Annotated in this window: 22 protein-coding genes; 15 read left to right on the top strand and 7 right to left on the bottom strand. The window is 71.5% G+C overall.

What is annotated here, in order from left to right; all coding sequences use genetic code 11:
- The first annotated feature begins 65 nt into the window (after positions 1 to 65).
- Entirely contained in the window at positions 66 to 1,220 is a 1,155-nt protein-coding gene (locus ACF073_RS09335) for an ABC transporter ATP-binding protein (protein ID WP_392067944.1), read from the top strand.
- Positions 1,221 to 1,225: 5 nt separating this feature from the next.
- Here ACF073_RS09335 and ACF073_RS09330 read toward each other — a convergent pair whose 3' ends face one another.
- From ACF073_RS09330 to ACF073_RS09315, 4 genes are all read right to left on the bottom strand, one after another.
- Positions 1,226 to 2,170, bottom strand: a complete 945-nt coding sequence (locus tag ACF073_RS09330; protein ID WP_392067943.1) for an ABC transporter substrate-binding protein — start codon at positions 2,168 to 2,170, stop codon at positions 1,226 to 1,228.
- The gene (locus tag ACF073_RS09325) at positions 2,167 to 2,838 is read right to left on the bottom strand and encodes an ABC transporter permease (RefSeq protein WP_392067942.1); all 672 of its coding nucleotides are present in this window, start codon (positions 2,836 to 2,838) and stop codon (positions 2,167 to 2,169) included. Before ACF073_RS09325 ends, ACF073_RS09330 begins: the two co-directional genes overlap by 4 nt.
- Complete coding sequence (locus ACF073_RS09320; protein WP_392067941.1) at positions 2,835 to 3,515, bottom strand: ABC transporter permease; 681 nt, start codon at positions 3,513 to 3,515, stop codon at positions 2,835 to 2,837. The genes ACF073_RS09325 and ACF073_RS09320 overlap by 4 nt, the downstream gene beginning before the upstream one ends.
- Before the next feature lie 619 nt (positions 3,516 to 4,134).
- Positions 4,135 to 4,707 carry a TetR/AcrR family transcriptional regulator gene (locus ACF073_RS09315; RefSeq protein WP_392067940.1) on the bottom strand — a complete coding sequence of 191 codons (573 nt, stop codon included), beginning with the start codon at positions 4,705 to 4,707 and terminating at the stop codon, positions 4,135 to 4,137.
- A 136-nt stretch (positions 4,708 to 4,843) separates the two neighbouring features.
- Between ACF073_RS09315 and ACF073_RS09310 the strand changes: the two genes are divergently transcribed.
- From ACF073_RS09310 to ACF073_RS09275, 8 genes are all read left to right on the top strand, one after another.
- Positions 4,844 to 5,701: an AAA family ATPase gene (locus tag ACF073_RS09310; protein ID WP_392067939.1), complete on the top strand. Its 858-nt coding sequence runs from the start codon at positions 4,844 to 4,846 to the stop codon at positions 5,699 to 5,701.
- Positions 5,698 to 7,050, top strand: a complete 1,353-nt coding sequence (locus ACF073_RS09305; protein ID WP_392067938.1) for a VWA domain-containing protein — start codon at positions 5,698 to 5,700, stop codon at positions 7,048 to 7,050. Before ACF073_RS09310 ends, ACF073_RS09305 begins: the two co-directional genes overlap by 4 nt.
- 118 nt (positions 7,051 to 7,168) lie before the next feature.
- Positions 7,169 to 8,143, top strand: coding sequence for a D-cysteine desulfhydrase family protein (locus ACF073_RS09300; protein ID WP_392067937.1), 975 nt, complete (start codon positions 7,169 to 7,171; stop codon positions 8,141 to 8,143).
- A 133-nt stretch (positions 8,144 to 8,276) separates the two neighbouring features.
- The gene (locus ACF073_RS09295; protein ID WP_392067936.1) at positions 8,277 to 8,870 is read left to right on the top strand and encodes a GNAT family N-acetyltransferase; all 594 of its coding nucleotides are present in this window, start codon (positions 8,277 to 8,279) and stop codon (positions 8,868 to 8,870) included.
- A gap of 188 nt (positions 8,871 to 9,058) precedes the next feature.
- Positions 9,059 to 9,514, top strand: a complete 456-nt coding sequence (locus tag ACF073_RS09290; protein ID WP_392067935.1) for a hypothetical protein — start codon at positions 9,059 to 9,061, stop codon at positions 9,512 to 9,514.
- 138 nt (positions 9,515 to 9,652) lie between these two features.
- Positions 9,653 to 10,261: a SigE family RNA polymerase sigma factor gene (locus tag ACF073_RS09285; protein ID WP_392068893.1), complete on the top strand. Its 609-nt coding sequence runs from the start codon at positions 9,653 to 9,655 to the stop codon at positions 10,259 to 10,261.
- Positions 10,258 to 10,599: a hypothetical protein gene (locus ACF073_RS09280; protein WP_392067934.1), complete on the top strand. Its 342-nt coding sequence runs from the start codon at positions 10,258 to 10,260 to the stop codon at positions 10,597 to 10,599. Before ACF073_RS09285 ends, ACF073_RS09280 begins: the two co-directional genes overlap by 4 nt.
- Positions 10,600 to 10,693: 94 nt before the next feature.
- Positions 10,694 to 11,659, top strand: coding sequence for a pirin family protein (locus tag ACF073_RS09275; protein ID WP_392067933.1), 966 nt, complete (start codon positions 10,694 to 10,696; stop codon positions 11,657 to 11,659).
- Between the two features lie 280 nt (positions 11,660 to 11,939).
- Here ACF073_RS09275 and ACF073_RS09270 read toward each other — a convergent pair whose 3' ends face one another.
- The 3 genes from ACF073_RS09270 to ACF073_RS09260 all read right to left on the bottom strand — a co-directional run bounded on the left by ACF073_RS09270 (position 11,940) and on the right by ACF073_RS09260 (position 16,899).
- On the bottom strand, positions 11,940 to 13,301 hold the full coding sequence (locus tag ACF073_RS09270) for an NAD(P)/FAD-dependent oxidoreductase (RefSeq protein ID WP_392067932.1): 1,362 nt from the start codon (positions 13,299 to 13,301) through the stop codon (positions 11,940 to 11,942).
- A 675-nt stretch (positions 13,302 to 13,976) separates the two neighbouring features.
- Complete coding sequence (locus ACF073_RS09265) at positions 13,977 to 15,215, bottom strand: helix-turn-helix domain-containing protein (RefSeq protein ID WP_392067931.1); 1,239 nt, start codon at positions 15,213 to 15,215, stop codon at positions 13,977 to 13,979.
- A gap of 235 nt (positions 15,216 to 15,450) precedes the next feature.
- On the bottom strand, positions 15,451 to 16,899 hold the full coding sequence (locus ACF073_RS09260; protein WP_392067930.1) for an APC family permease: 1,449 nt from the start codon (positions 16,897 to 16,899) through the stop codon (positions 15,451 to 15,453).
- 180 nt (positions 16,900 to 17,079) lie between these two features.
- On the opposite strand from ACF073_RS09260, the gene ACF073_RS09255 reads away from it, so the two are divergent.
- From ACF073_RS09255 to ACF073_RS09230, 6 genes are read left to right on the top strand one after another with little or no spacing between them, the layout of a single operon-like run.
- Positions 17,080 to 18,615: a flavin-containing monooxygenase gene (locus tag ACF073_RS09255; protein WP_392067929.1), complete on the top strand. Its 1,536-nt coding sequence runs from the start codon at positions 17,080 to 17,082 to the stop codon at positions 18,613 to 18,615.
- A complete protein-coding gene (locus tag ACF073_RS09250) occupies positions 18,608 to 19,534 on the top strand; it encodes an alpha/beta fold hydrolase (RefSeq protein ID WP_392067928.1) in 927 nt (308 codons plus the stop codon). Before ACF073_RS09255 ends, ACF073_RS09250 begins: the two co-directional genes overlap by 8 nt.
- A complete protein-coding gene (locus ACF073_RS09245) occupies positions 19,518 to 20,912 on the top strand; it encodes a flavin monoamine oxidase family protein (protein WP_392067927.1) in 1,395 nt (464 codons plus the stop codon). Before ACF073_RS09250 ends, ACF073_RS09245 begins: the two co-directional genes overlap by 17 nt.
- The gene (locus tag ACF073_RS09240; RefSeq protein WP_392067925.1) at positions 20,909 to 21,643 is read left to right on the top strand and encodes a transporter; all 735 of its coding nucleotides are present in this window, start codon (positions 20,909 to 20,911) and stop codon (positions 21,641 to 21,643) included. Before ACF073_RS09245 ends, ACF073_RS09240 begins: the two co-directional genes overlap by 4 nt.
- The gene (locus tag ACF073_RS09235) at positions 21,640 to 22,998 is read left to right on the top strand and encodes an NAD-dependent succinate-semialdehyde dehydrogenase (protein ID WP_392067924.1); all 1,359 of its coding nucleotides are present in this window, start codon (positions 21,640 to 21,642) and stop codon (positions 22,996 to 22,998) included. Before ACF073_RS09240 ends, ACF073_RS09235 begins: the two co-directional genes overlap by 4 nt.
- Before the next feature lie 29 nt (positions 22,999 to 23,027).
- On the top strand, positions 23,028 to 24,143 hold the full coding sequence (locus ACF073_RS09230; protein WP_392067923.1) for a Zn-dependent alcohol dehydrogenase: 1,116 nt from the start codon (positions 23,028 to 23,030) through the stop codon (positions 24,141 to 24,143).
- Positions 24,144 to 24,147 lie beyond the last annotated feature (4 nt).

The following is a 24,147-nucleotide window of genomic DNA, read 5'->3' as shown; positions in this document are numbered from 1 at the left end:
GTCCGCTCCGCCGGTCGGGGGCACGGCGGGATGAGGCCCGCCGCACCCTGCCGTAGCGTGAGGGAATGATCCGGTTCGAGCAGGTCACCAAGCGGTACCCGGACGGTACGACGGCCGTGGACGACCTCTCCTTCGAGGTCGCCGAGGGAGAACTGGTCACGCTCGTCGGGCCCTCCGGGTGCGGCAAGACGACGACCATGATGATGGTGAACCGGCTCATCGAGCCGACCGCCGGCCGGATCCTCGTCGACGGCGAGGACATCGCGGCCGTCGACCCGGTGCGGCTGCGCCGCCGCATCGGATACGTCATCCAGCAGGTCGGTCTCTTCCCGCACCGCACCGTCCTGGACAACACGGCGACCGTGCCCGCGCTGCTCGGCTGGAAGCGGGCGAAGGCGCGGGCCAGGGCGGCCGAGCTGCTGGAACTGGTGGGCCTCGATCCGGGGACGTACGGGCCGCGCTACCCGGAGCAGCTGTCCGGCGGGCAGCGCCAGCGGGTCGGGGTGGCCCGGGCGCTGGCGGCGGATCCGCCGGTGCTGCTGATGGACGAGCCGTTCGGCGCGGTCGACCCGGTGGTGCGCGAGCAGTTGCAGGACGAGTTCCTGCGGATGCAGGCCGCGGTGCGCAAGACGGTGCTGCTGGTCACGCACGACATCGAGGAGGCGGTCCGGCTCGGCGACCGCATCGCCGTGTACGGGCAGGGCCGTATCGAGCAGTTCGACACGCCCGGCACGGTGCTCGGGGCACCCGCGACGCCGTACGTCGCCTCCTTCGTGGGTGCCGACCGCGGGCTGAAGCGGCTGTCGGTCACCGCGATCGAGCCGGACGATCTGGAGCAGCCGCCCGTGGCCCGCCCGGACGAGCCCGCCGCCCGCGCCCGGCAGCGGATGCGGGCCGAGGGCGCCCGCTGGGCGGTGGTCCTGGACGCGGACGGTGATCTGCACGGCTGGGTCGGCGTCGACGAGCTGACGGCGGACGGCACGGTCCGGGACCGCGCCCACCGGATGACCGCCTGGCTGCCGGTCGGCGCCCCGCTGAAGCAGGCGTTCGGGGTGATGCTCCAGTACGACGCCGGGTGGGTCGCCGTGCTGGACGGGGCGCGGTTCCTCGGTGTGCTGACCCCGGCCAAGCTGCACGAGGCGCTGCGCCGCTCGGTGGACGCGGACGCGCGCGGTGTGGCGCGCGGGCAGGTGCCGTTCGACTCGGTCTCGGACGCCTGACCGGGCTACTTCTTCAGCAGGCCCTTGTCCCGCAGATAGGAGCGGGCGACGTCGGCGGGCAGCCGGCGCCAGCTGTCGACCCGCTCGTTCATGGCGGCCAGGTCGGCGGTGGTGAGGACGTCGTTGAGCCGGCCGAGCGCCTTCGCCACGCGTGCGCTGCCCGCGCGGGAGCGGTTGACGACCGGGACGACGTAGTCGGCGTTCTGCAGATGTCTGTCGTCGGCGAGCAGGACCAGGCCGAACTGGTCGAGGGTGGCGTCCGTGGTGGTGGTCAGCACCATCTGGTCCCGGCCGTCCTGGACGGCCAGTTTGGCCGGGGTGGTGCCGACGCCCTTCGGGTCGACCGCGGTGATGTCGATGCCGTACACCTTCTTCAGGCCCGGCGCGCAGTACGGCCGCTGCACGCACTCGTCGCCCGCCGCGAGCCGCACCTTCAGCCCGGAGGCGCCGAGATCGCTGAGCGTCTTCAGGTGGTGCCGGCGGGCGTAGGCGGCGCTCACCGCGAAGGCGTTCTGGTCGACGGCCCGGCCCGGCGGCAGGACGGTCAGGCCGCGGGGGGCGGCGAGGGCGCGCAGGGCCTTCATCGTGGCGTCCAGGTCGGGTGAGCCGACCGGTTTCGCGTCGGCGCCGTGGGTCTTGGCGTTGAGCCAGTCGGCGAAGGTGGCCGCGTACTCGGGCACCACGTCGATCTGGCCGGATTCCAGGGCGGGTTCGTACAGTTCCCGGTTGGCGACCGTGAGGATCGAGGTCCGGTAGCCGGCCTGGTCCAGCAGCTGTGCGTACAGCTGGGCGAGCAGATCGCTCTCGGTGAAGCCGGCCGAGCCGACGGTCAGGTGGTGGCTGTCGCCGGGCGCTGCGGTGACCTGGCCGCGGTCCTCCAGGGACGGCCCGGTGGAGCAGGCGTCCAGCGCGAGGAGCGCGAGCGCGGCGAGTGCCGTACGGCGCCTCATCGGCCGGCCCGGGCCCATACCGGTGCCAGCCGCTCGACGATCTCGAAGACGCCTTCCACCAGGAGCGCGAACACGGCGACGAGCAGCGCGCCCGCGACCACCTGCGGGGTGCTGGCGAGGTTGAAGCCCGCCGTGATGATCCGGCCCAGGCCGCCGCCGCCGGCGAGCGCGGCGATGGTGGCGGTGGCGACGAGCTGGACGGCGGCGATCCGCACCCCGTTGAGCAGCAGGGGCAGCGCGAGGGGCAGTTCCACCCGGAACAGCAGCTGCCGCCCGGTCATCCCCATGCCGCGCGCCGCCTGTACGACGCTCTGGTCGACCTCGCGCATGCCGACGTAGGCGTTGGTGAGCAGCGGCGGCACGGCGAACAGCACCAGCGCGACCACCGTGGGCCCCTCGCCCCACCTCCCGACCGGGGTGAGCAGCAGCAGGACCAGGACGGCGAAGGTGGGGACGGCCCGGCCGATGTTGGAGATGTTCACGGCGAGCGCGCCGCCCTTGCCGAGGTGGCCGAGGACGAGTGCGACGGGCAGCGCGATCAGACAGCTGAGGAGCAGGCAGACGACGGTGAGCACGAGGTGCTGGAGCAGCCGGTGCCGGATGCCGTCGTCGCCCGACCAGTGGGCGGGGTCGGTGAGCCAGTCCCAGGCCGCGGTGAGCGTGCTCATGTCCGGGCCGCCCGGGTCCAGGGGGTGATCAGCCGCTGCACGCCCAGCAGGAGCAGGTCGGCGGCGACGGCGATCAGCACGCACAGCACGGACGCGGTGAGCACCTGCGCCTTGAAGTAGGTGTTCATGCCCGCGTAGATCAGATTGCCCAGGCCGCCGAAGCCGACGATCGCACCGATCGTGACGAGCGAGACGGCCGAGACGGTCGCGATGCGCAGACCGGCCATCGCGGCGGGCAGCGCGAGCGGCAGCTCCACGGCGAGCAGCAGTCGGACCGGGCCGTAGCCGAGGCCGCGCGCGGCCTGCCGGGTCTCCTCCGGGACGGCGCGCAGTCCCGCGAGGAGGTTCCGTACGAGCAAAGTGAGCGAGTACAGCACGAGCCCGGCGACGACCAGGGTGGCCGAGAGGCCGTAGAGGGGCAGGAGCAGGGAGAACATGGCGAGCGACGGAATGGTGTAGAGGATCGTCGTCCCGGCGAGCACCGGGCCGGCCGCCCAGCCCCAGCGGCGGGCCAGCACGGCGAGCGGCACCGCGATGACCAGGCCGATCAGGATCGAGAGGAAGGTCAGCTGGAGGTGCTGGACGACGGCGTCGAGCAGGATCTGCCGGCGGGTGCTCAGATAGGCGCCGCAGATCCACTCGTTGCGCGCAAGGCAGTCGTCCGGGGGCGCGGTCACGGCTCCATTGGACCGGGCGGACCAGCGGGTCGGCGCGCTGGGGTGACCCGTACGGGGCGCTCCCCCTGGGTCTGCCGGGGTGGGCTCGGCCCCGGGGGGTCCTGCCGCGGCGGGGTCGGCCCCGGGGGTCTGCCGGGGTGGGCTCGGCCCCGGGGGGTCCTGCCGCGGCGGGGTCGGCCCCGGGGGTCTGCCGGGGTGGGGCCGCCCCCCCGGGGCCCTGCCGCGGGGGGGGCGGCCCCGGGGGCCCGCCCATGGCCGGCAGGAGCCGCCGCCATGGCCGGCCGAGGGGCCGCAGCGGCCGGCGCCGCGCGGTTCTCGCGCCCCGTTGAAGGCGCGCTGCGCCACCCCCTAGGGTGCTACGCCACCGCGTTGCGGGGTCGGTCGGGCCGGCGGGCGCCGGTGGCCGCCCGGAAGAAGAAAGTGGCCGACCGACGAGCCGCCGTGCGCGACCCGAGGGCCCCCGTGGCCGACGGGAGGGCCCTCACGACTGACCGAAGGGCCGCCGGGGTCGGCCGAAGGCCGCCGAGGCCGGTCGCGCAGTGCCTCGCGCCCCTTTGACGCCCCGTGCCTGTGAAGGCATGCGCCTCTCAAGGCATGCGCTCTGCCGACTCCTCGGGTGCTATGCCATCCCCGCCGCGTCCAGCAGCAGGTTCACCGTCGTCGTGACGAGGCCGTCCTCCAGGCGCTCCACCCCGGCGCCCGCGCGGGCGCTGGCGCCGTCGAAGATCAGCAGGAGCTGGCGGGCGAGCAGCTCGGGGTCGCGGGCGCCGCCCTTGGCCGCCTCGGCGCGGAAGCGTGCCGCCATCCCCTCCTTCGCGCCGCGGGCGACCGTGCTCGCCGGGTGCTCCGGGTCCTTCAGCTCGACCAGCACCGCGAGATAGGGGCAGCCGTGGTAGTCGGCGTCCGCGGCGGCCGCCGTGAGCCGTTCGAAGACGTACAGGATGCGTTCGCGCGGGGTCGCGGACTCCGGGTCGGGGTGGGCGAGCTGGGCCTCGAACCTCGGCACGCGCTGCTCCAGGCTCGCGGCCAGCATGGCGTCCTTGCTGTCGAACAGCTGGTACATCGACCGCTTGGACACGCCCGCCGCCCGGCACAGGGCCTCGATGCCGACGGACACGCCGTCCCGGTAGGAGAGCCGGGCGGCGGCGTCGAGCAGCCGGTCACGGGGGGACACCTTCTCTGTGCTGGCCATACAGCGAGGTTACCGCGATCCGGACCAGGAGAAACCGATCGGTTTATACCGTGGCGCGAGCGCTGAACAAGCGCTTAGATAGGAGCCCGGACCCTGCTCCCCATGGACGCCGCTCCCCGAACCGCCGGAGGCCCCGTTGTTCACATCCGTCGACGACGTCTCCGCCCGCCTCGCCGAGACCGGGTATCTCGCCTCGCCCGCCGTCGCCACGACCGTCTTCCTCGCCGCCCGGCTCGGCAAGCCGCTGCTGGTGGAGGGCCCCGCCGGGGTCGGCAAGACCGAGCTGGCCAAGGCCGTCGCCCAGGTGGCCGGGGCCCGCCTCGTGCGGCTGCAGTGCTACGAGGGCGTGGACGAGTCCCGGGCCCTGTACGAGTGGAACCACGCCAAGCAGCTGCTGCGCATCAGCGCAGGCCGCGACGAGAGCTGGGACGAGGCGCGCACCGACATCTTCAGCGAGGAGTTCCTGCTCCCCCGCCCGCTGCTGACCGCCATCCGCGGCGACGAGCCGACCGTGCTGCTCATCGACGAGACCGACAAGGCGGACGTCGAGATGGAGGGCCTGCTGCTGGAGGTGCTGAGCGACTTCCAGATCACGGTCCCCGAGCTGGGCACGGTCAGCGCGACCCGGCGCCCGTTCGTCGTACTCACCTCCAACGCCGGGCGCGAACTGTCCGAGGCGCTGCGCCGCCGCTGCCTGTTCCTGCACATCGGCTTCCCGGAGGAGGAGCTGGAGCGGCGGATCGTACGGCTGAAGGTGCCGGGCCTCGGCGCGGCGCTGACCGAGTCGGTGGTCCGGGTGGTCGGGGCGCTGCGCGCGATGGACCTGCGCAAGGTGCCGTCCGTCGCCGAGACCATCGACTGGGCGCGGACCCTGCTGGCCCTGGGCGCCGACAGCCTGGACGAGACCGTCGTACAGGACACGCTCGGGGTGATCCTCAAGCACCAGGACGACATCCAGAAGGCCGCCGCCAAGCTCGACCTGGACGCGTTGTGAGCGACGTCGCCGACCGGATCACCGGCCTGGCCGGTGCGCTGCGCGCGCACGGGGTGCGGATCGGCACCGGGGAGACCGTGGACGCGGCCCGCGCCGCGCAGGTACTGGGACTCGCGGACCGGGAACTGCTGCGCGAGGGGCTGGCCGCGACACTGCTGCACGGCCCGGGCCAGCGGGCCCTGTTCGACTCGGTCTTCGACCTGTACTTCCCGCGCGGGGTGGGCGGCCCCGACGGGGCTCCCGGCGACCGGGAGTCCCTGCGCGACCGGCTCGCCGAGGCGCTGGCCGCCGACGACCGGGCACTGCTGGCCCGGCTGGCGGCCGAGGCCGTGGACGGCATGGGCGGATACGGCAACGCACCGGGCTCGGACGGCTGGTCGGCGTACCAGACCCTGGACCGGCTGCGCCCGCAGACCCTGCTGGCCCGGGTACGGTCCGACGTACGGGGCCGGGACGGTGGCGGCGAGGGGTTCGCCGACCGGCTGCTGGACGACGAGATCCGGCGCCGCATCGAGGAATTCCGGCGGATGGTCGGCGCCGAGGCCCGGCGCCGGGTCGCCGAGCGGCGGGGGCGGGACGAGATCGCGCGCCGGGGCGTCAGGCCGACCGCCGACCGTGTCGACTTCCTGTTCGCCGGCCGGGACCAACTGGCCGAACTGCGCAGGACGGTGTCACCGCTGGCGCGCAAGCTGGCCACCCGGCTCGCCGCGCGCCGCCGCCGGGCCGCGCGCGGCAGCATCGACCTGCGCCGCACCCTGCGCTCCTCGCTGTCCACGGGCGGGGTGCCGATGCGGCCGGTGCTGCGCCGGCGCCGTCCGGTCCGCCCGGAACTGGTGCTGCTGTGCGATGTGTCCGGCTCGGTGTCCGGGTTCTCGGACTTCACGATGCTGCTCGTGCAGGCCCTGCACGACCAGTTCAGCAAGGTCCGGGTGTTCGCCTTCGTCAACCGGCTCGACGAGGTGACCGGCCTCCTCGATCACGGCCGCGCCGACCCCGACGGGCTCAGCGCCCGGATCCGCGCCGAGGCCACGCTCACCGGATGGCACGGCAGCAGCGACTACGGCGTGGCGCTGGGCGAGTTCGCCGAGCGGTACGGCGCCGCGGTCGGCCCGCGTTCGACGGTGTTCGTCCTGGGCGACGCCCGGACCAACATGAGCGACCCGAACCTGCCCGCCGTACGGGAGATCGCCCGGCGGGCCCGGCGCGTGTACTGGCTGAACCCCGAGCCGCGCGACCAGTGGGGCAGCGGTGACTCGGCCGCGCCGGCCTACGCCGAGCTGGTCGAGATGCACGAGTGCCGCACGGCCCGGCAGCTCGGCGCCCTGATCGCACGGCTGCTGCCGGTGTGACGCGGGTGACGCGGGTGACGCGGGGTGTCGGCCGTGATCAACTGACCGCGGTGCCGGCCGTGCGCGACTGACGGCGGCGCCGGCCGTGCGCCCGACCACCGATCACAAGGACCTCGCCATGAGCCACCCGCCCGTGCCGCTGGGCAGCTTCCCCACCCCCGTCGAACCGGCGCCCCGGCTCGCCGCCGCCCTCGGGCTCGCCCCGGACGACCTGTGGGTGAAACGAGACGACCTGACCGGACTCGGCGGCGGCGGGAACAAGATCCGCAAGCTGGAGTGGACGGTGGGCGCGGCCCTCGCCGAGGGCGCGGACACGCTCGTCACCACCGGTGCGGCGCAGAGCAACCACGCGCGGCTGACCGCCGCTGCGGGCGCCCGGCTCGGTCTCGACGTCGTCCTCGTACTGCGTGGCTCGCCGGGCGGCTCGCACTCCGGGAACCTGGCGCTGGACGGGCTGTTCGGGGCCCGGCTCGCCTGGGCCGGCGAGGTCGACCGGGCCGGTCTCGACGCGGCCGCGGCCGAGGTCTGCGCCCGGCTGCGGGCCACCGGGTCCTGTCCCGCGCTGATCCCGTTCGGGGGGTCCAGCACGCTGAGCGCGCAAGGGTACGTGCGGTGCGGCGAGGAACTGCGGGCGCAGGTGCCCGGACTGCGCACGGCGGTGGTGGCGCTCGGCTCGGGCGGCACGATGGCCGGGCTGGTCGCGGCCCTCGGCACGGAGTCGGTCCTCGGTGTCGACGTGGGTGCGCTGCCCGACCCGGCCGCGGCGGTGGCCCTGCTCGCCGCGCCGCTCATGGCGGAGGAGATCACCGCTGAGGCGCTGCGGGTCCGCCGGGACCAGGTGGGCGCCGGATACCCGGTGCTGACCGACCCGGTCCGCGACGCCCTGCGCCTGGCCGGCCGCACCGAGGGCCTGGTCCTCGACCCGGTCTACACGGGCCGCGCCCTGGCCGGCCTCCGCGCCGCCGTCCAGGACGGCGGCGTGCGCCCCGGCGAGAAGACGGTCTTCCTGCACACCGGCGGCCTGCCGGGCCTGTTCGGCCACCCGGACGCGGTCGCTTTCGCGGAGGAGGGGGCGGGGGTCTTCGGCGAGTGAGGGCGAGGGGCGGGCGCCGGCGCCGGGCGCGGGTACGGCGCCGGGGGGCGCCGATCGTAGGCTGGCGTACCGGATGCCCCGCCGCGCCGAGCCCATCTCACCTCACCTCATCTCATCTCACCCGAAGGTGACCATGTTCGCGATCCCTCTCGGTGCCGACGGCGCCGAGCTGTGTCCGCTCCAGCCCTGGCAGGCCGAGGAGTTCCTCGCCCATGTGGACCGGGGCCGGGAGTTCATCGGACGGTTCAACGGACTGCCGGACGTGGTCACGGACCTGGCCGCCGGCCGGGCGTTCCTGGAGGCGTACGCCCGCAAGGAGGCGGCCGACGAGGGCCTCATCCGGGCCGTCCGCCTCGACGGCACCCTGGTGGGCGCAGTGATCCTGCGCCGGCTCGATGTCCCGCAGGGGACGGCGGAGGCGGGCTGCTGGCTGGAACCGGCCGCGGTGGGCCGGGGTCTGGTGACCCGGGCGGTCGGTCTGCTCATCGACTGGGCGATCCGGGAGCGCGGAGTCCACCGTGTGGAGTGGTGGGTGTCGGCCGGCAACGCGCCGAGCATCGCGGTCGCCCGGCGGCTCGGCATGCGCAAGGAGGCCGTGCTGCGGCAGAGCCACCTGTACCGGGGCGAGCGGCACGACGAGGAGATCTGGTCGGTACTGGCCCCGGAGTGGACGGCCGACCACGGACCCGAGCAGACCGCGACCCCGATCCCGACCCCGAGCAGCTGAGCCGGGACGCTCGGGACGCGCGGGACGCATCGAACGCATCGGGGCGGCCCGGGACCCGGGCGGGGGGCTGATCGCGGGCACGGAAAATTCTTCGGCCGGTACCTGCAACCTCATCGGGGGTCGGACGTCTGTCGGGGTGGAGGCCTCCACTTCGACCAGATGTCCGACCCGAGCGACCGAAGGAACACATGTCCGTACACCGTGCCCCGCACCCGAACCGTGGCAACCGGCTGCGCGCCGTCCTGGGGGTCTCCGCCGTAGGCGCGGCCCTGGCCGTCGCCGGCACCATCACCGCCCAGGCGGCCCAGGGCGACAGCCACACCCGCCACACCCCGGCCCGCTCCGCGCACACCGCCGCACCGACGCCGGTCCCGGCAGGTGACCGCACGGCTCCGTCGCCGGTGCCGTCCCCGGTCCGTACCGCGAAGCCGTCCCCGGTGCCCTCCCCCGTGCGTACGGGGACGCCCTCGCCGGTGCCCGCCACGGGCACCCCGTCCCCGGTCCCGGCCGACCCCACGGCCCCGAGCCCCGTGCCGTCCACCGCCGCGCCCCGGCATCCGGCACCCGTGCCGGAGCCGGCCCGCCCGGCGCCCGTACCGCACCACCGGCACGCCACGCCGACTCCGGTTCCGCAGCAGCACTGAGGCAGGGCCGGTGCCGGGGAGCCGTCGCGCGGCGGCTCCCCGGCACCGGGCTCCAGGAGATCCATGACGACAGCGACACCGCCGGCCGCGGCCCCGCCCTGGGCCCCCGGCCACCGGTCCGGCACGCCGTACCGCCCGATGCGCCGGTGGCCCTTCACCCGGGCGGCCGGGTTCCGCTTCCTCGCCCGCATCCGCACGAACACGACGCCGACCCGGACGGCGCCCGGCGCCGGCGCCGCGGCCCTCGCCGGCCCCGCGGCCCCGCCCGGCATCGAGGAGCTTTACCACCACCGCCGACTGTCCCTGGTGCGCCTCGCGCTGCTGCTGGTGGACGATCTGCCCACGGCCGAGGACGTCGTACAGGACGCGTTCACCGCGCTGTTCCGGCGGCACGGCCACCGGCTCGCGGCGCTGGACGACCCGGAGGCGTATCTGCGGACCAGTGTCGTCAACACGGCCCGCTCGGTGCTGCGCCGGCGCAGGACCGTACGGGCGCACACCCCCATGCCCGAGGGGCACGCGCCCGCCCCGGAGGAGGACGTGCTGCTGCACGAGGACCACCGGGAGGTGCTGGCCGCGTTGCGCACCCTGACCCGGCGGCAGCGGGAGGTGCTGGTGCTGCGCTACTGGTCGCATCTGACCGAGGCCGAGATCGCGGCGACGCTCGGGCTGTCACGGGGCGCCGTCAAGTCCACGGCCAGCAGGGCCCTGGACGCCCTGGGCCGGCGTCTGGAGGGGCTGCGATGAACGAGTCCGGTACCGGCAGCACGGCGACGCAGGTCGAGGAGCGGCTGCGGGCCGCGCTGGCCGCGCGTGCGCACTCCGTCGGCCCGGCCGACCTGCGGCCCCTGCGCCCGCCCGCCGGGCCTGTGCGGTCCCGCCGGGTGCTGGTGCGCCGGGCGGTGGTGGGCGTGCTGGCCCTGGCCGCCGTGGCGGCGCTGGTGTTCTTCACGGTGCGCGGCGGTTCGCCACGCCCGGCCGAGCCGGCCCGCCCCCCGCACCTGCCCACCGGCTCGCCGTCCCCCGTCCCGAGCGCGGCGACGCCGACGGCGGCCCGGCCGACCCCGAGCCCGCAGGGCGAGTGAGCCGGCCGGGGCGACCGGACGGGTGTCGCGTCCCAGGGAAATTCCGCGCATTCGCGCACCCCTGTCCGGCTTCCGCACCGCTAAGTTGGGCGGTATGAGCAACCTTGACCGTGCGCCCGCGCCCAGCGTCTGCGGTGGCCGCGGATTCGTCGTCGCCGAACCCGTCCGCGAGTTGCTGAGTCCCCGTCAGGTGCGGCTGGGCGAGTCGACCGAGGTGCGCAGGCTGCTGCCGAACCTCGGCCGTCGCATGATCGGCGCGTGGGCCTTCGTCGACCACTACGGTCCTGACGACATCGCCGACGAGCCCGGCGTGCAGGTGCCGCCGCACCCGCACATCGGGCTGCAGACGGTCAGCTGGCTGCACGAGGGCGAGGTGCTGCACCGGGACTCGACCGGCAGCCTGCAGACCATCGGGCCCCGGCAGCTGGGCCTGATGACCTCGGGCCGCGCGATCAGCCACTCCGAGGAAAGCCCCCGGCCGCACGCCCGTTTCCTGCACGGCGCCCAGCTCTGGGTCGCCCTGCCCGACGCGCACCGGCACACCGACCCGGCGTTCGAGTACCACCCCGAGCTGCCCGGGGTGACGGCGCCCGGCCTGACCGCGACGGTGCTCCTCGGCGACCTGGACGGCACGGTCTCGCCCGGTACGACGTACACCCCGATCGTCGGCGCCGACATCGCGCTGCGCCGGGACACCGAGGCCCGCCTGCCCCTCGAACCCGACTTCGAGTACGGCGTGCTGGCCATGTCCGGCGAGGTCCGCGTCGACGGCGTACCGGTGCTGCCCGGCTCGATGCTCTACCTCGGCTGCGGCCGCACCGAACTCCCGCTGCGCGCCGAGTCGGACGCCGGGATCATGCTGCTGGGCGGCGAGCCGTTCGCCGAGGAGCTGGTCATGTGGTGGAACTTCGTCGCCCGCACGCAGGACGAGATCAGTCGGGCTCGGGAGGACTGGATGAGGGGTTCGCGATTTGGGGAGGTGAAGGGGTATGACGGGCAGCCGCTGCCCGCTCCCCAACTCCCGCCCGTGCCCCTGAAACCACGAGGACGAGTGCGCTGAACCGGCGTTTTTCAAAGCTCCACCACACAAGGCCGGACAACGGCGAACCATCTCACCGGGCTAGCATGCACTGCAGAAGCAAACATCAGGCCATCGACCAGCGCCGAGCCGGCGGCGGACTGAAACGCGGAGCGTGTCGACCGCAGGCGTCGGCCAGGATCCCGCCGAGGGCGGGTCCGATCAGCACACCCATGCTCATGACCGGCCGTGCGAGGGGCTGGTTGACGAACAGGTGTTGTGCCAACGCCACGTCGTCACAGATCAGGCGTCACCCATACCTTCAGGAGTTCCCGCGCCTGCGGCGCAGCGCCCGTCGCGCCAGCGTCTTGCTGCCGTTGAAGAAGTCGTTGAACCGGTCCAGCCCCCAGATGGCTCGGAGGACGAACGGCTGCATCAGCAGCGACATCGACGGCGGGTACTTCGAGGCGTTCGACCAGATGCCGGCGAGGTCGTCCGACATCTCGCCGTCGACGATGTAGTCGGCGAGCTGATGGGCCACGTACGGCACCTGACAGAGGCCGTGGCCGTTGCAGGCCATCGAGTAGAAGACGTTGTCGCCCACCTGCCCGGCGACCGACAGCCAGTCCGGGCTGATACCGATCCAACCGCCCCAGGCCCGCTCGATGGCCACGTCGGACAGCGACGGAAACCGCTTGGCCAGGTCCTTCCCCATGTCCTGCACCACAACGGGGTCGGGGACCCGGTCCGGGAGCGGGAACGTCTGGCCTCGCTGCGCCTGGCGGACGCCACAGACGATGGTGTTGCGCTCGGTGAGCCGGTAGTGGGTCATCAACTGGTGCTGGGTGATGATGCCGGACCGACTGGTCCAGTCCAGCTCGGCGAGCCGCTCCGGCGCGATGGGTTCCGACTCGATCTCGATGACGTACAGCGGCGTCGCGAGGTTCTTGGGCGTGATGTCCCACTCGCCGCCGTAGGCGTTGGTCGCGAGCACCACCTTGTTGGCCCGCACGGTGCCGTGCGGTGTCGTGAGCTCGACGATGCCGCCTGTCCGCCGGACATCACTCACCCGCGACTGCTCGAAGACCTTGGCCGAGGAGGCGAGCAGTGCGCGACGCACACCACGAGCGAGCTTTCCCGGGTTCAGCATCCCGCCGACGGATTCCCGCATACCGCCCACGAAGCCGGCGGGGAGGCCGAGTTCCTCACGGCTCCCGACAGTCCCGTACCCACCGAAGGCGCGCAGGATCGCCGCCTGGGTGCGGACCCTGAGCATCATGAGGGGCGAGACCGCACCCCACACCAGGCCGTTCGCCACGTAGTCGCACTCGATGCCGTGCGTCTTCATGAGGTTTTCCACGTAGTGGCCCGCGTGCTCCGCCAGTTTGGCCATGACCGGCATCTTCTTCGGGGACTGGATGCTGAGCATCCGCAGGTCGCCACCCGGCGCCCCGGCGATCTGACCGCCGTTGCGCGAGGCTGAGCCGTAGCCGCAGAACTCGGCCTCCAGCAGGACCACGTCCTGGTCGCGCTCCGCGAGGCGCAGCGCAGCCGCCATGCCACCCATGCCGCCGCCGATGACGGCGATGTCACAGGTGAGGTCCCCGTCCAGTGCAGGCCGAACGTCCTCCGGCCGGTCGATCCAGCCGGTGAAGTTGCTGTACGTGGTGCCGTCGGTCCTCATGGTGTCCTGATCTCCTTTGGGTGGGGTGTTCGTCCTACCGCGTGCTCCGCGTCAAGGCCTCCTCGGCGGCGCGTCCGAAGCCCTCGTTCCCGCTTGGCGGACCGCCCGTGACGGGCACCTCTTCGGCGAGATGTGTGACCACGGCGAGCAGGGGGTGTTCCTTGTTCTGGCAGCAGTAGTGGAGGGAGGCGAGAGGCGTCTGTGCCTGGTCAGCGATCTCCGGGTGGTGGCTCTGTCGGCACCTTTGCGGGCGATCACACGCACAGGTACCTCGATCAACCGCTCTCCCCACGTGTCCGCTGGCATGTACACCACCCGACCATCCGTGAACCTGACTGAGTCATTTGATCTACTTTCACGATAGCACGGCCCCACCACGGGGGCCGGCATCGTTGTCTGGGCTGTTTGCGGGCCGGTGGGTGCTTGCCCCCTCACGCGAGGCGAGGCGTACTACACGCCGTCGGGCTTCATCTGGTCGGGTTCGCCGAGCGTGCTCTGGCCCTTGGCGTGAGGCCGGGGTCGCCCGCTACAACACCACCGCCACCCGCAACCTTGGATCCCGGCCTCGGTCGGAGGCACACCCCTCTCCCTCGCTTGCCACGGAGCACGGCTCACCTTCCACATGGCGGAGGATTCCGCGTGGCGCCGGCGAGATTGCGACCCCGTGACACGGGTTCAGCCCGGATGGACAGCCACGATGTCAGGCGCGATGTCCAGCACCAGCAGTGCCGCCGCCACGTGGGCCGGGTTGTCCTCCACCTTGACGGCCGAGAGCTCATTGGCCCGCGAGACCCGCCGCTCGACGGTGTTGCGGTGCGCGTAGAGGTTGGCGGCCGCGCGAGTGGTGTTGAAGCCGCATTGCACGTAGGTGAGGAGTGCCTGCCGTAGAGCCGGGTCGGCCTCGGCCAATGGCCCGAGGGTGTTGACGACGAACCGACGTGCGCTGGCACGGTCCTTCGTCAGCGCGTCGATCAGCTCGACGTCGGCGTAGGCGGTGAACCGCCGGTCGGACCCGAGCCGAATGACCAGCGCCTGCGCCGCCAGGGCGCCTTGGTGGCTGGACCGGAAGCCTTCGAGACCGCGGCCCGGCCTCCCCACCGCCGCGCGGACCTCGTCGGTCGCCGCGAGGGCATTCGCCGCATGGAGAAGGTCCGGGACGGCCTCACCCGAGAGCCAGATCCACCGCGACGTGGCGCTGGCACGCGCCACCAGGGCGCACCGGCCCCCGGCCGCGGGGCGCACGGCGGAGACCGCCTCGTCCAGCGCGTCGGCCTGCCGCGGATCATCGATCCACAGCACGAGACCTACGTGCCACCGCGCCATCCGGTAGCGCAGGCGCCCTTCGGCGAGATCCTCCGCCATCGGTGCCCCGCTGGCGATCAGCTGGATCAGTGCGATCCCCTCGGAATCCGTGTTGTCCATCGCCGCGGCCAGACCGGCTTGGCCCAGGGCCGCGACCGAGTCGAGGGCGTACTGCACCAGCGACTTCCCCGTGACGTCCAGCACCCCTACGAGGAGGTCGGGGTCGGCGCAGCAGTCCGCCACGCATTCCTCCAGCCATCGCCGCCAGCCGATCCCCAGTGCCACGCGCCAGGCGACGGCGAAGTCCGGCGCGATGCCACGGCAGACGAGATCGTTGATGTACGCCGTGGTCCGCGGGCCGACGTAGGGCTCCACCCGCCGCCCCGGTTGCTGCACGTTCGAGGTCAGCCACTGGACGAGATCGGAGCGGTTGAGCTCGCGATCCTCCTCGACCAGCGACGCGTCCGCGAGAAGGGCCGGATCGTTCTGGGCGAGGAGCGAGGGCCTCGCGAAGGCATCGACCATGGCCTCCGTTTCCGTGAGCAGCCGCTGACACAGTGACCTGATCACATCAGCGACTTCGCGGGAGGGCGCGGGCCACAGCTCTTCCATGTCCTTAGTTTCCCTGATCGCGAGGAGCCGATGCTGCCGAGATGCCGTGTCATCAACAGTTGTCCGGGCTACTCCCGCGGGCATGGGCCTCCAGGAGTTCGAGGGCAGCGTTTAGTTTCACTAAACCGCGCGGCAGGTTTATCAGCCTGGCGGCACGGCCGCAAGGGACCCGGCGCCACGTACCTGAGCGAGTTCGGGTGGGTCCTGTCGCCCACCCCGCCGCGTGCGGAGCATCCTAGAGCTGATCGAAGACGGCCGGTCGGCGTACCCGAAGGACGAGGGCCTGCACCGCCCCCGCCGCAGCCGAGAGGACGACGATCCCGCCCATCACCCAGGCGCCCCCTACGGTGCCGACGAGCAGCGGGAAGTTGACGACCATCAGGAAGACCACACTGGCCAGGCCGAGGAAGGACATAGCGGGAGCCACAACCGTGCGCCACACCGACTGCTGCTCAGCGGCGTGCCGGAAGAAGCCGATCACCGCGAGGCTGGTGGTCGCCATCAGCAGGACGATGCCGAGGGTGGCGGCGCCGGAGAACCAGGCGTAGAGATCTCCGATCGGGTCGAGTCCGAGCGCGGCGACGACGAGCGTGACGGCGAACGCGACCGCCGAGGCGACAGCCGAGGACGCCGACGGCGCGCGGTGCCGGAAGTGGACGACCCCCAGCGAGGCCGGAAGGACGCCGGCCCGGGACAACGTGAACTGGTAGCGCGTCACCACGTTGTGGAAGGCCAGCACGCAGGCGAACTGACTGGTGATCAGGAGTACCTGCATCACGTCGGCCCAGACCGGCCCGACGTACGTCCGGGCCACGGTGAGAACCAAGCCCTCGGGGTCGGCCTTCGCGGCCCCGGTCACCGCGTCGACGCCCACGCCCACCGCGACCGCCCACACGGTGAACGAGTAGAAGATGCCGATGATCAGGATCGCGACGTACGTGGCCCTCGGGACCGTGACATCGGGGTCCTTCGCCTCGTTGCGGAAGACAGCCGTCGCCTCGAAGCCGATGAACCCGAAGACGGCGAACATCATGCCGAGGCCCGGTGAGCCGTTCCCCACCATCGAAGGCGACAACGGCTCTGCCGTCAGTCCGTGGGCGCCACCGTGGCCCACGATGCCGAAGTCCATGACGAGGAGCAGCAGGGACTCCACCACCAGCACGACACCGAGCACCTTGGCACTCAGCTCGATGTCGCGATGGCCGAGGAACGCGACGACGCCCAGCGAGACGAGTGCCCACAGCCACCACGGAGTGGCGAGGCCGGCGCACCGCTCGATGACGTTGCGCGTCGCGACGCCGACGTAGGCGTTCACCCCCACGAGGAGCAGCGTGTAGGAGAAGAGCGCGAGGGTCGCGGCCGACAGGCCGGGTATGCGGCCCAGCCCCGCCTGGACGTAGGCGTAGAAGGCGCCCGCGTCACGTACCCGGCCGGCCATCAGCGTGAAGCCGACCGCGAAGACCAGCAGCAACACGGTGGCCAGCGCGAAGAACAGCGGCATTCCCGGGCTGTCACTCGCCGCGAAGCCGAGCGGCACACCGCCGATCACCAGCCCGAGCGGCGCCGCCGCGGCTACGACCATGAACACGATCTGCGATACGCCGAGCCCACGGTCGAGCAGGGCCACCGATCCTGCCTCACCGCCGGATGCTTCGCCGTGCCCTGTCCTGGAGAGGCCGCTCATGTCGACCGCCTTTCAGCTCACGGGCCGGTTCCGGCCGCCGACCACCGTAAGGGCGTAGCCGTGCGACTGGCTTGTGCACCGTGCACCTGGCCCCGGCGAAGCAGGTGCTCATTGTCGTTCTCACCGCGTTCGTGGCTGACGACAGTGAGGTGACCGCCACAGGAACAGCGAGGAAACGCCATGACAGCTGAGGTGTTGGACGCCGTCGAAGAGTTCGACGTGGTGATCATCGGAGCAGGCATCTCCGGGATCGGCGCGGCCGCCAATTTCAGCCGGGAGCTCCCCGACAAGTCGCTCGCCGTGCTGGAAGCGCGAGACAACATCGGGGGCACCTGGGACCTGTTCCGCTATCCCGGCATCCGCTCCGACTCCGACCTGCACACCTTCGGTTACGACTTCAAACCGTGGCGCCACGAGGTCGCGATCGCCGACGCTCCCCTCATCAGGGAGTACCTGCGGGAAGCAGTCGAGGAGAACGAGCTGGACCACGTCCTCAAGCTCCGCCACCGGGTCGTCAGCTCGGAGTGGTCGTCGGCGGATTCGAGGTGGACCCTCACCGTCCAGACGCCGGACCCGGCCACGGGTGAACACCGGACCAGGACGATCCGCGCGGGATGGGTCTTCGCCGCCACTGGCTACTACCGGTACGACGAGGGATTCTCCCCGGAGTTCCCTGGGCGGGACGACTTCGAGGGGCAGATCGTCCATCCCCAGCACTGGCCCGAGGATCTCGACTACAGCGGGAAGAAGGTCGTGGTCATCGGCAGCGGGGCGACCGCGATCACGCTGGCGCCGGCCATGACCACCGGGCCGGGCGCGGCCCGGCACGTGACGATGCTGCAGCGCACTCCCACCTACGTCATGCCGCTCCCCCGGGTCGACCGGATCGCCCTCGCGCTCACGAAGCTGCTCGGAGAAAAACGCGGGTACGCCGCGACCCGGTTCAAGAACATCTGGGTCGACCGGGCCGTCGTCAAGGGGCTGCGGACCTTCCCCAAGGCCGGGCGAGCGCTGATCCGGCGCGAGAACATCAAACGCCTTCCCAAGGGATTCGACGTCGACAAGCACTTCAACCCGCCGTACGACCCCTGGGACCAGCGGCTGTGCCTGGCACCGGACGGCGACTTCTTCGACGCGATCAAGGAGGGCAGGACGTCCGTCGTCACCGACACCGTGGCGAGGTTCAGCAAGCGCGGAATCGTCCTGTCGTCGGGCGAGGAGCTGGAGGCCGACGTCATCGTCACCGCGACGGGGCTGAATCTGCGGCTCTTCGACGGCATGCCCATCACGGTCGACGGGCGCCGGATCGACATCGCGGACACGCTCTGTTATCGCGGCATGCTGCTGAGCGGGCTCCCGAACTGGGCGATGGCGATCGGCTACACCACCTCGTCCTGGACGCTCAAGGTGAGCCTGATGTGTCGCTACTTCATCGATCTGGTCCGGCACATGGACGCCCGCGGATACGACACCGTGGTACCGATCGCGCCCTCGGTGACGACGCGCAGGCCGGTCATGGACCTTCAGGCCGGATACGCCAAGCGCGGCGAGAAGTTCCTGCCGAAGCAGGGGCCGTCCGCCCCCTGGCGGATGGCGATGTCCTACCCGGAGGACGCCAAGGCCCTGCGCGGTCCGGTGGTCGACGAGAACCTCGAGTTCGGCGTCGGCCGGTCCGCCGCGCGGCGACCCGGCGGGAAGCGAGCGACCCGTGTCTGAGACGAACGGCGCCGACCAGTACGCGACTCTGCCGTCCGGACTGACCATCTGCTTCCGGGACTTCGGCGACAAGGCCGACCCCGCGATACTGCTCATCGCCGGACTGGGCGAGGACCTCACCTTCTGGACCGACTCGTTCTTCAGCTCACTCGTCAGCCGCGGCTTCCGGGTCGTCGCGATCGACAACCGGGACGTGGGCCAGTCCACGTTCGTCGCCACTCCCCCTCCCGGGCTCTGGCGTCAGATCGCCGCCCGGCCGCGCGGCGACGCGTATGCGCTGGCCGACATGGCTCAGGATGCCATCGGTGTACTCGACCACCTCGGGATCTCGCGGGTTCACCTGGTCGGCCGGTCGATGGGCGGGATGATCGCGCAGACGATCGCGGCCACAACACCTGAGCGGGTCCTGTCCTTGACCTCTGTCTACTCCACCACCGGGGCGCGAAAGGTCGGCCAGCCTGCTCTGTCGACGATCCGGCTCCTCGCCGCCCCGCCGGCCAGGACCAGGACCGCGGCGGTCCGTGCGCACCTGCGGCTCACCAGGCATGTCGCGGGATTGGGACATCCGATCGACGATGCCGCCGAGGCGGCCATCGCGGCGCGTGGCTGGGACCGCAGCGCCGGTGATCCGGCGGCCGCCGTCGCGCGCCAGATCCAGGCGATCCACCGCTCCGGAGACCGGACGGCCCAGCTGAGTGCCATCACGGCACCGACGCTGGTCATCAACGGTGACAGGGATCTGCTGGTGCACCCGAGCGGCGGCGCCGCGACCGTCCGGGCGATCCGTTCGGCACAGCACGTGGTCATTCCCGGTATGGGCCATCACCTTCCCGAGGCCCTCGTCGGCCCTGTCACCACATACATCTCGCAGCACGCGAGCCGCGTGGGTGAGGGGGGAAGCCATGTCCGGATCTCGTGAGCCCGGTTCCGGGGACACCGCAGTCGACGTCGTGGTCGTCGGTGCGGGTTTCGCGGGCCTGAGCGCTGCCGAGCGACTGGTGAGCACGGGGCGGTCCGTCCTGGTGCTGGAGGGCCGCGACCGGGTCGGCGGCCGGTCGTTCTCCGGCGAGGTGGCAGGCGTGAAGGTCGACCTCGGAGCGACCTGGGTGGCACGCCGCCACACGGCCATCCGGGACCTGGCGAGCCGAGTCGGGTGCACCACGACCGACCAGTTCGCCCAGGGTCGCAACGTGCTGTGGCTGGCGGGGCGGCGCCGCACCTACAGCGGCACCATTCCCAAGGTCTCCCCTGCGGCCCTGGTGGACATGGCGCGCATGCAGAGTGCGGTCGGCAAGCTGGTCTCGACCATCGATGTGAACGCGGCATGGGAGTCGCCCGAGGCCACCCGGCTCGACGCCATCTCGTTCGGCGAATGGCTGGACCGGAAGAACGCGCTGCCCAGCACCCGTGCGCTGATGACCGTCGTCAGCAAGGTGCAGTGGGGCTGCACCCCGGGAGACGTCTCCCTGCTGCACGCGCTGCGCTACATCCGTTCGGCGGGCGGACTCGATCACATGCTGGACGTGGACGGCGGTCAGCAGCAGGACCGGTTCGTCGAAACCACCCAGGAGATCGCCAGGCGAGTGGCGGAGCGACTCGGTGACCGCGTGCGCCTGGAGACACCGGTGCACCGTATCGCGCAGGACGACGACGGCGTCACCGTCCGGACCGGCTCCGACGAGATCCACGCCCAGTACGCGATCGTCACGGCCTCGCCCGCGCATCGCGCCGCCATCGAGTTCGCGCCCGCTCTGCCCGAGCGGGCCGAAGGGCTCACGCGCACCTGGCGCATGGGCTCGCTGAGCAAGGCCTTCGTGGCCTATGAAGAGCCTTTCTGGCGGGCCGACGGGTTCTCCGGCGAGGCTCTCACCGACACCGGAACGGTGTTCATCACCTTCGACGTGTCACCCACCCCCGCCGGACCGGGTGTCCTGATGGCGTTCTGCGATCCGCGCGTGTTCGACGGCTTCAGCCCCGAGGAGCGCCGCGACCGGGTCATCCGGCAGCTCGTCGATCTCTACGGTCCGCGCGCCCGCACCCCGGTCGACTACCTGGACCACTGCTGGGGAGCGGAGCGCTTCGCCCCGGGCGGCCCCAATCCTGCCGTCGCGCCCTACGCGACCGTGAGCTACGGCAAAGCGCTGACCGAGCCCCACGGGCGTGTCCACTGGGCCGGCAGCGAGACCGCCGGCGAATGGGCCGGCAGCATGAACGGCGCGGTCCTGACGGGACAGCGCACTGCCGAACGCCTCGTCACCCTCCTGTCCCGCGACGTCCGAGAGAGGGTGTCGCGGTGAAGGACGCACTGTTCTTGCTGGCCGACGTTTGGTTGATCGTCGCCGGCTACTTCTACGGTTGGCGTTTCATCCGCCGGTACGGCAACTATCTGCTCGGTCTCGAATGGATGGTCGTCGCGACGTCGGGCAGCAACTTCCTTCTCTGGTCGCTGTCCGGAGCCAACAGCGGCAGCGTCCTGTACGACGTGGCGTACTTCTTCGACGCGTTCTCCAGGTCGGTAGGCATCACGCTGATTCTGGTCCTGGGCCTGATGCAGGTCACCCACCGGTACAAGCCGAGCCTCGGCGTAGACGTCGGCGTATTCGGCGTCGCGATCGCGGTGGGCCTGTTCCTCCGGCCCTTCCATGGCGCGGATCTCCACACCGACCGCGGCGCGTTCTCAGTCGCAGCTTTCTACGCGGCCGTCAATGTCCTCACGGCGGCCTTCCTCGGGTACTTCGTCAAGCGGCTCTGGGACGCGGGTGCCAAGTGGCCGGCGATCTGGACGGGACTGGTCACGGCCGCCGCGACCACCATCGCGTTGACCTACGACTTCTTCCCCCTGCCGTTCGACGACGCGAACCGCACGATCTTCTACACCGCGGCGCTGGCGACGTGGGGCACCCAGGGATTCGTCTACTTCCGTGCCTACCGCACGCTGCACGACCACAACGCGTCCCTGGACGCCGACCCGGCTCACGCCGTGGGACCGGTCGCACGAACCCCGAACACGAAGAGGGAGTCGATATGACGGACAAGCACGTGTACGCGGTGGTGGACCCCGCGAGCGGCGAGCTGGTCGAGGAGTACCCCACCGCCACGGACGAGGCTGTCGACGCAGCGCTCGACGCGGCGGTCAACGCCCACGCGCAGTGGTCGAAGCAGACCTCCGTGGCTCAGCGTGCCCAGTTGCTGAGCACCGTCGCCAAACTGCACAACGAGCGCAGTGAGCAACTTGCCGAGATCATCCACCGGGAGATGGGCAAGCCGATGGACCAGGCCGTCGCGGAGGTGGAGTTCAGCGCGGCCATCTACCAGTACTACGCCGAGAACGCGCCCACGTTCCTCGCCGACGAGCCGATCGAGCTGCTCGAAGGAGAGGGCACCGCCTTCGTCCGTCGCCAGCCGGTTGGCGTATTGCTGGGGATCATGCCCTGGAACTACCCGTACTACCAGGTCGCTCGATTCGCCGCCCCCAATCTCGCTCTGGGCAACACCATCGTGCTCAAGCACGCACCGCAGTGTCCGCGGTCGTCCGCGGCTCTGCAGCAGCTGTTCACGGACGCGGGCTACCCCGAGGGCTGTTACGTCAACGTCTACGCCACCAACGAGCAGATCGCCGACGTCATCACGGACTCCAGGGTGCGAGGCGTCTCCTTCACCGGCTCGGAGCGAGCGGGCGCGGAGGTCGCCGAGAAGGCCGGGCGCAGCCTCAAGAAGGTGGTGCTCGAACTGGGTGGCTCGGACCCCTTCATCGTGCTGTCGACCGACGACCTGGACGCCACGGTCGACGCGGCGGTCGAGACGCGATTCGAGAACACGGGACAGGCGTGCAACGCCGGGAAGCGCGTCATCGTCGCCGACGACATCCATGACGTCTTCCTGGAGAAGTTCACCGAGAAGGTGCTCGCCATGGCCGACGGCCTGGCGCCACTGTCCTCGGTCGGCGCCGCCGAGCGCCTCGAGGAACAGGTCGAGCGGGCCACTGCCGAGGGGGCGACCTTCGTCTCCGCGGGGCGGCGCGCGGGAGCGTACTTCCCGCCGGGCGTTCTGACAGGCGTGTCGCCGACGGCGGCGTCGGCAGCCGAGGAACTCTTCGGGCCTGTCGCGACCGTCTACCGGGTCGGCTCCGAGGACGAGGCCGTCGAGCTGGCGAACGCGACCCCGTACGGGCTGGGCTCCTACGTGTTCACGACGGACGCCGAGCAGGCGATGCGCGTCGCCGACCAGATCGACGCGGGCATGGTCTTCGTCAACGGTGTCGGCCTCGAAGGTGCGGAACTGCCGTTCGGCGGCGTCAAGCGGTCCGGCTTCGGCCGCGAGCTGGGCCGGGCCGGAATCGACGAGTTCGCCAACAAGAAGCTCATCCGCACCGCTCGGACCTGATCGCCACTGCGCACGGAAGGACACCTGACATGACCATCGAATTCGACGCCGCCGTTTTCCGGACTCCGAACGAACCACTGACGGTCGAGAGGGTGACTGTTCCCTCGACACCCCCGCCCGGGGAGGTGCTCGTACGACTCAAGGCGAGCGGGGTGTGCCACAGCGACCTGCACGTGCTCCTGGGCGAATGGAACGTGCCCGCGCCGATGATTCTCGGCCATGAAGGGTCCGGAGTCGTCGAGAGTGTCGGCGACGGGGTCACGACGCTGAAGCAGGGCGATCACGTCGTGTTGTCGTGGACGCCTTCCTGTCGCCGCTGCCGCTACTGCGTCAGTGGCAGGCCGGTCCTCTGCGACATGGTCAGCCGGCACTCGGCGAACCATCTGTCGTTCGACGGCCGGTCCCGGATCACGTCCGTCGGCGCGGGCGACGTCTACAGCTACGCGGGCCTCGGAACGTTCGGCGAGTACGCCGTCGTGCCGGAATCCGGCGCGATCGCCATTCGGAACGACGCCCCGTTCGAACAGTCGGCTCTGGTCGGATGTGCCGTCACCACCGGCGTCGGCGCGGCCGTCAACACCGCCAAGGTGCGTCCGAGCGACACCGTGCTGGTCCTGGGCTGCGGCGGCGTGGGCCTGAACGCGATTCAGGGGGCTCGGCTCGCCGGCGCCCGGAAGATCATCGCCGCGGACATCTCCGACGAGAAGCTCGCGCAGGCGCGCGTCTTCGGTGCGACCGAGCTGATCAACAACAGCCGCGAGAACTTCCCGGAGCGGGTGCGCCAGATCACCGACGGGCGCGGTGTGGAGATCGCCATCGAGGCCATCGGGTTGCCGCGCACCATCGAGTCGGCCTACGAGGTACTGGCCCGAGGCGGCACGGCGGTGGTCGCCGGGCAGGTGGCGGACGGCATGAGGGTCTCCATCGACCCCTTCGTCATGTCCGATCAGGAACTTTCGCTCATCGGCTCGAACTACGGGTCCAGCAAGCCGGCTTCCGACTTCCCGTTGCTGATCGATCACTACATGGACAACCGCATCGACCTCGACTCCCTCGTGACGAGCGTGATCGATCTGAAGGACATCAACGAGGCCTTCGACCAGATGAAGCGCGGCATCGGCATCCGATCGGTGATCGCGTACTGAAAGG

The sequence above is a fragment of the Streptomyces sp. NPDC015171 genome (assembly GCF_043079545.1).
In the GTDB taxonomy this organism is placed as follows: Bacteria; Actinomycetota; Actinomycetes; order Streptomycetales; family Streptomycetaceae; genus Streptomyces.
The sequence above is the reverse complement of the archived record's forward strand: the minus strand, read 5'-3'. Positions and strand labels throughout refer to the sequence as shown.

Coding starts and splice junctions, on each gene's coding strand:
- ACF073_RS09270 (WP_392067932.1), bottom strand. CDS start 13,301: ATGAGGACCGACGGCACCACGTACAGCAACTTCACCGGCTGGATCGAC.
- ACF073_RS09300 (WP_392067937.1), top strand. CDS start 7,169: ATGAGCCACCCGCCCGTGCCGCTGGGCAGCTTCCCCACCCCCGTCGAA.
- ACF073_RS09330 (WP_392067943.1), bottom strand. CDS start 2,170: ATGAGGCGCCGTACGGCACTCGCCGCGCTCGCGCTCCTCGCGCTGGAC.
- ACF073_RS09280 (WP_392067934.1), top strand. CDS start 10,258: ATGAACGAGTCCGGTACCGGCAGCACGGCGACGCAGGTCGAGGAGCGG.
- ACF073_RS09290 (WP_392067935.1), top strand. CDS start 9,059: ATGTCCGTACACCGTGCCCCGCACCCGAACCGTGGCAACCGGCTGCGC.
- ACF073_RS09255 (WP_392067929.1), top strand. CDS start 17,080: ATGACAGCTGAGGTGTTGGACGCCGTCGAAGAGTTCGACGTGGTGATC.
- ACF073_RS09245 (WP_392067927.1), top strand. CDS start 19,518: ATGTCCGGATCTCGTGAGCCCGGTTCCGGGGACACCGCAGTCGACGTC.
- ACF073_RS09335 (WP_392067944.1), top strand. CDS start 66: ATGATCCGGTTCGAGCAGGTCACCAAGCGGTACCCGGACGGTACGACG.
- ACF073_RS09235 (WP_392067924.1), top strand. CDS start 21,640: ATGACGGACAAGCACGTGTACGCGGTGGTGGACCCCGCGAGCGGCGAG.
- ACF073_RS09285 (WP_392068893.1), top strand. CDS start 9,653: ATGCGCCGGTGGCCCTTCACCCGGGCGGCCGGGTTCCGCTTCCTCGCC.
- ACF073_RS09295 (WP_392067936.1), top strand. CDS start 8,277: ATGTTCGCGATCCCTCTCGGTGCCGACGGCGCCGAGCTGTGTCCGCTC.
- ACF073_RS09230 (WP_392067923.1), top strand. CDS start 23,028: ATGACCATCGAATTCGACGCCGCCGTTTTCCGGACTCCGAACGAACCA.
- ACF073_RS09260 (WP_392067930.1), bottom strand. CDS start 16,899: ATGAGCGGCCTCTCCAGGACAGGGCACGGCGAAGCATCCGGCGGTGAG.
- ACF073_RS09325 (WP_392067942.1), bottom strand. CDS start 2,838: ATGAGCACGCTCACCGCGGCCTGGGACTGGCTCACCGACCCCGCCCAC.
- ACF073_RS09275 (WP_392067933.1), top strand. CDS start 10,694: ATGAGCAACCTTGACCGTGCGCCCGCGCCCAGCGTCTGCGGTGGCCGC.
- ACF073_RS09265 (WP_392067931.1), bottom strand. CDS start 15,215: ATGGAAGAGCTGTGGCCCGCGCCCTCCCGCGAAGTCGCTGATGTGATC.
- ACF073_RS09315 (WP_392067940.1), bottom strand. CDS start 4,707: ATGGCCAGCACAGAGAAGGTGTCCCCCCGTGACCGGCTGCTCGACGCC.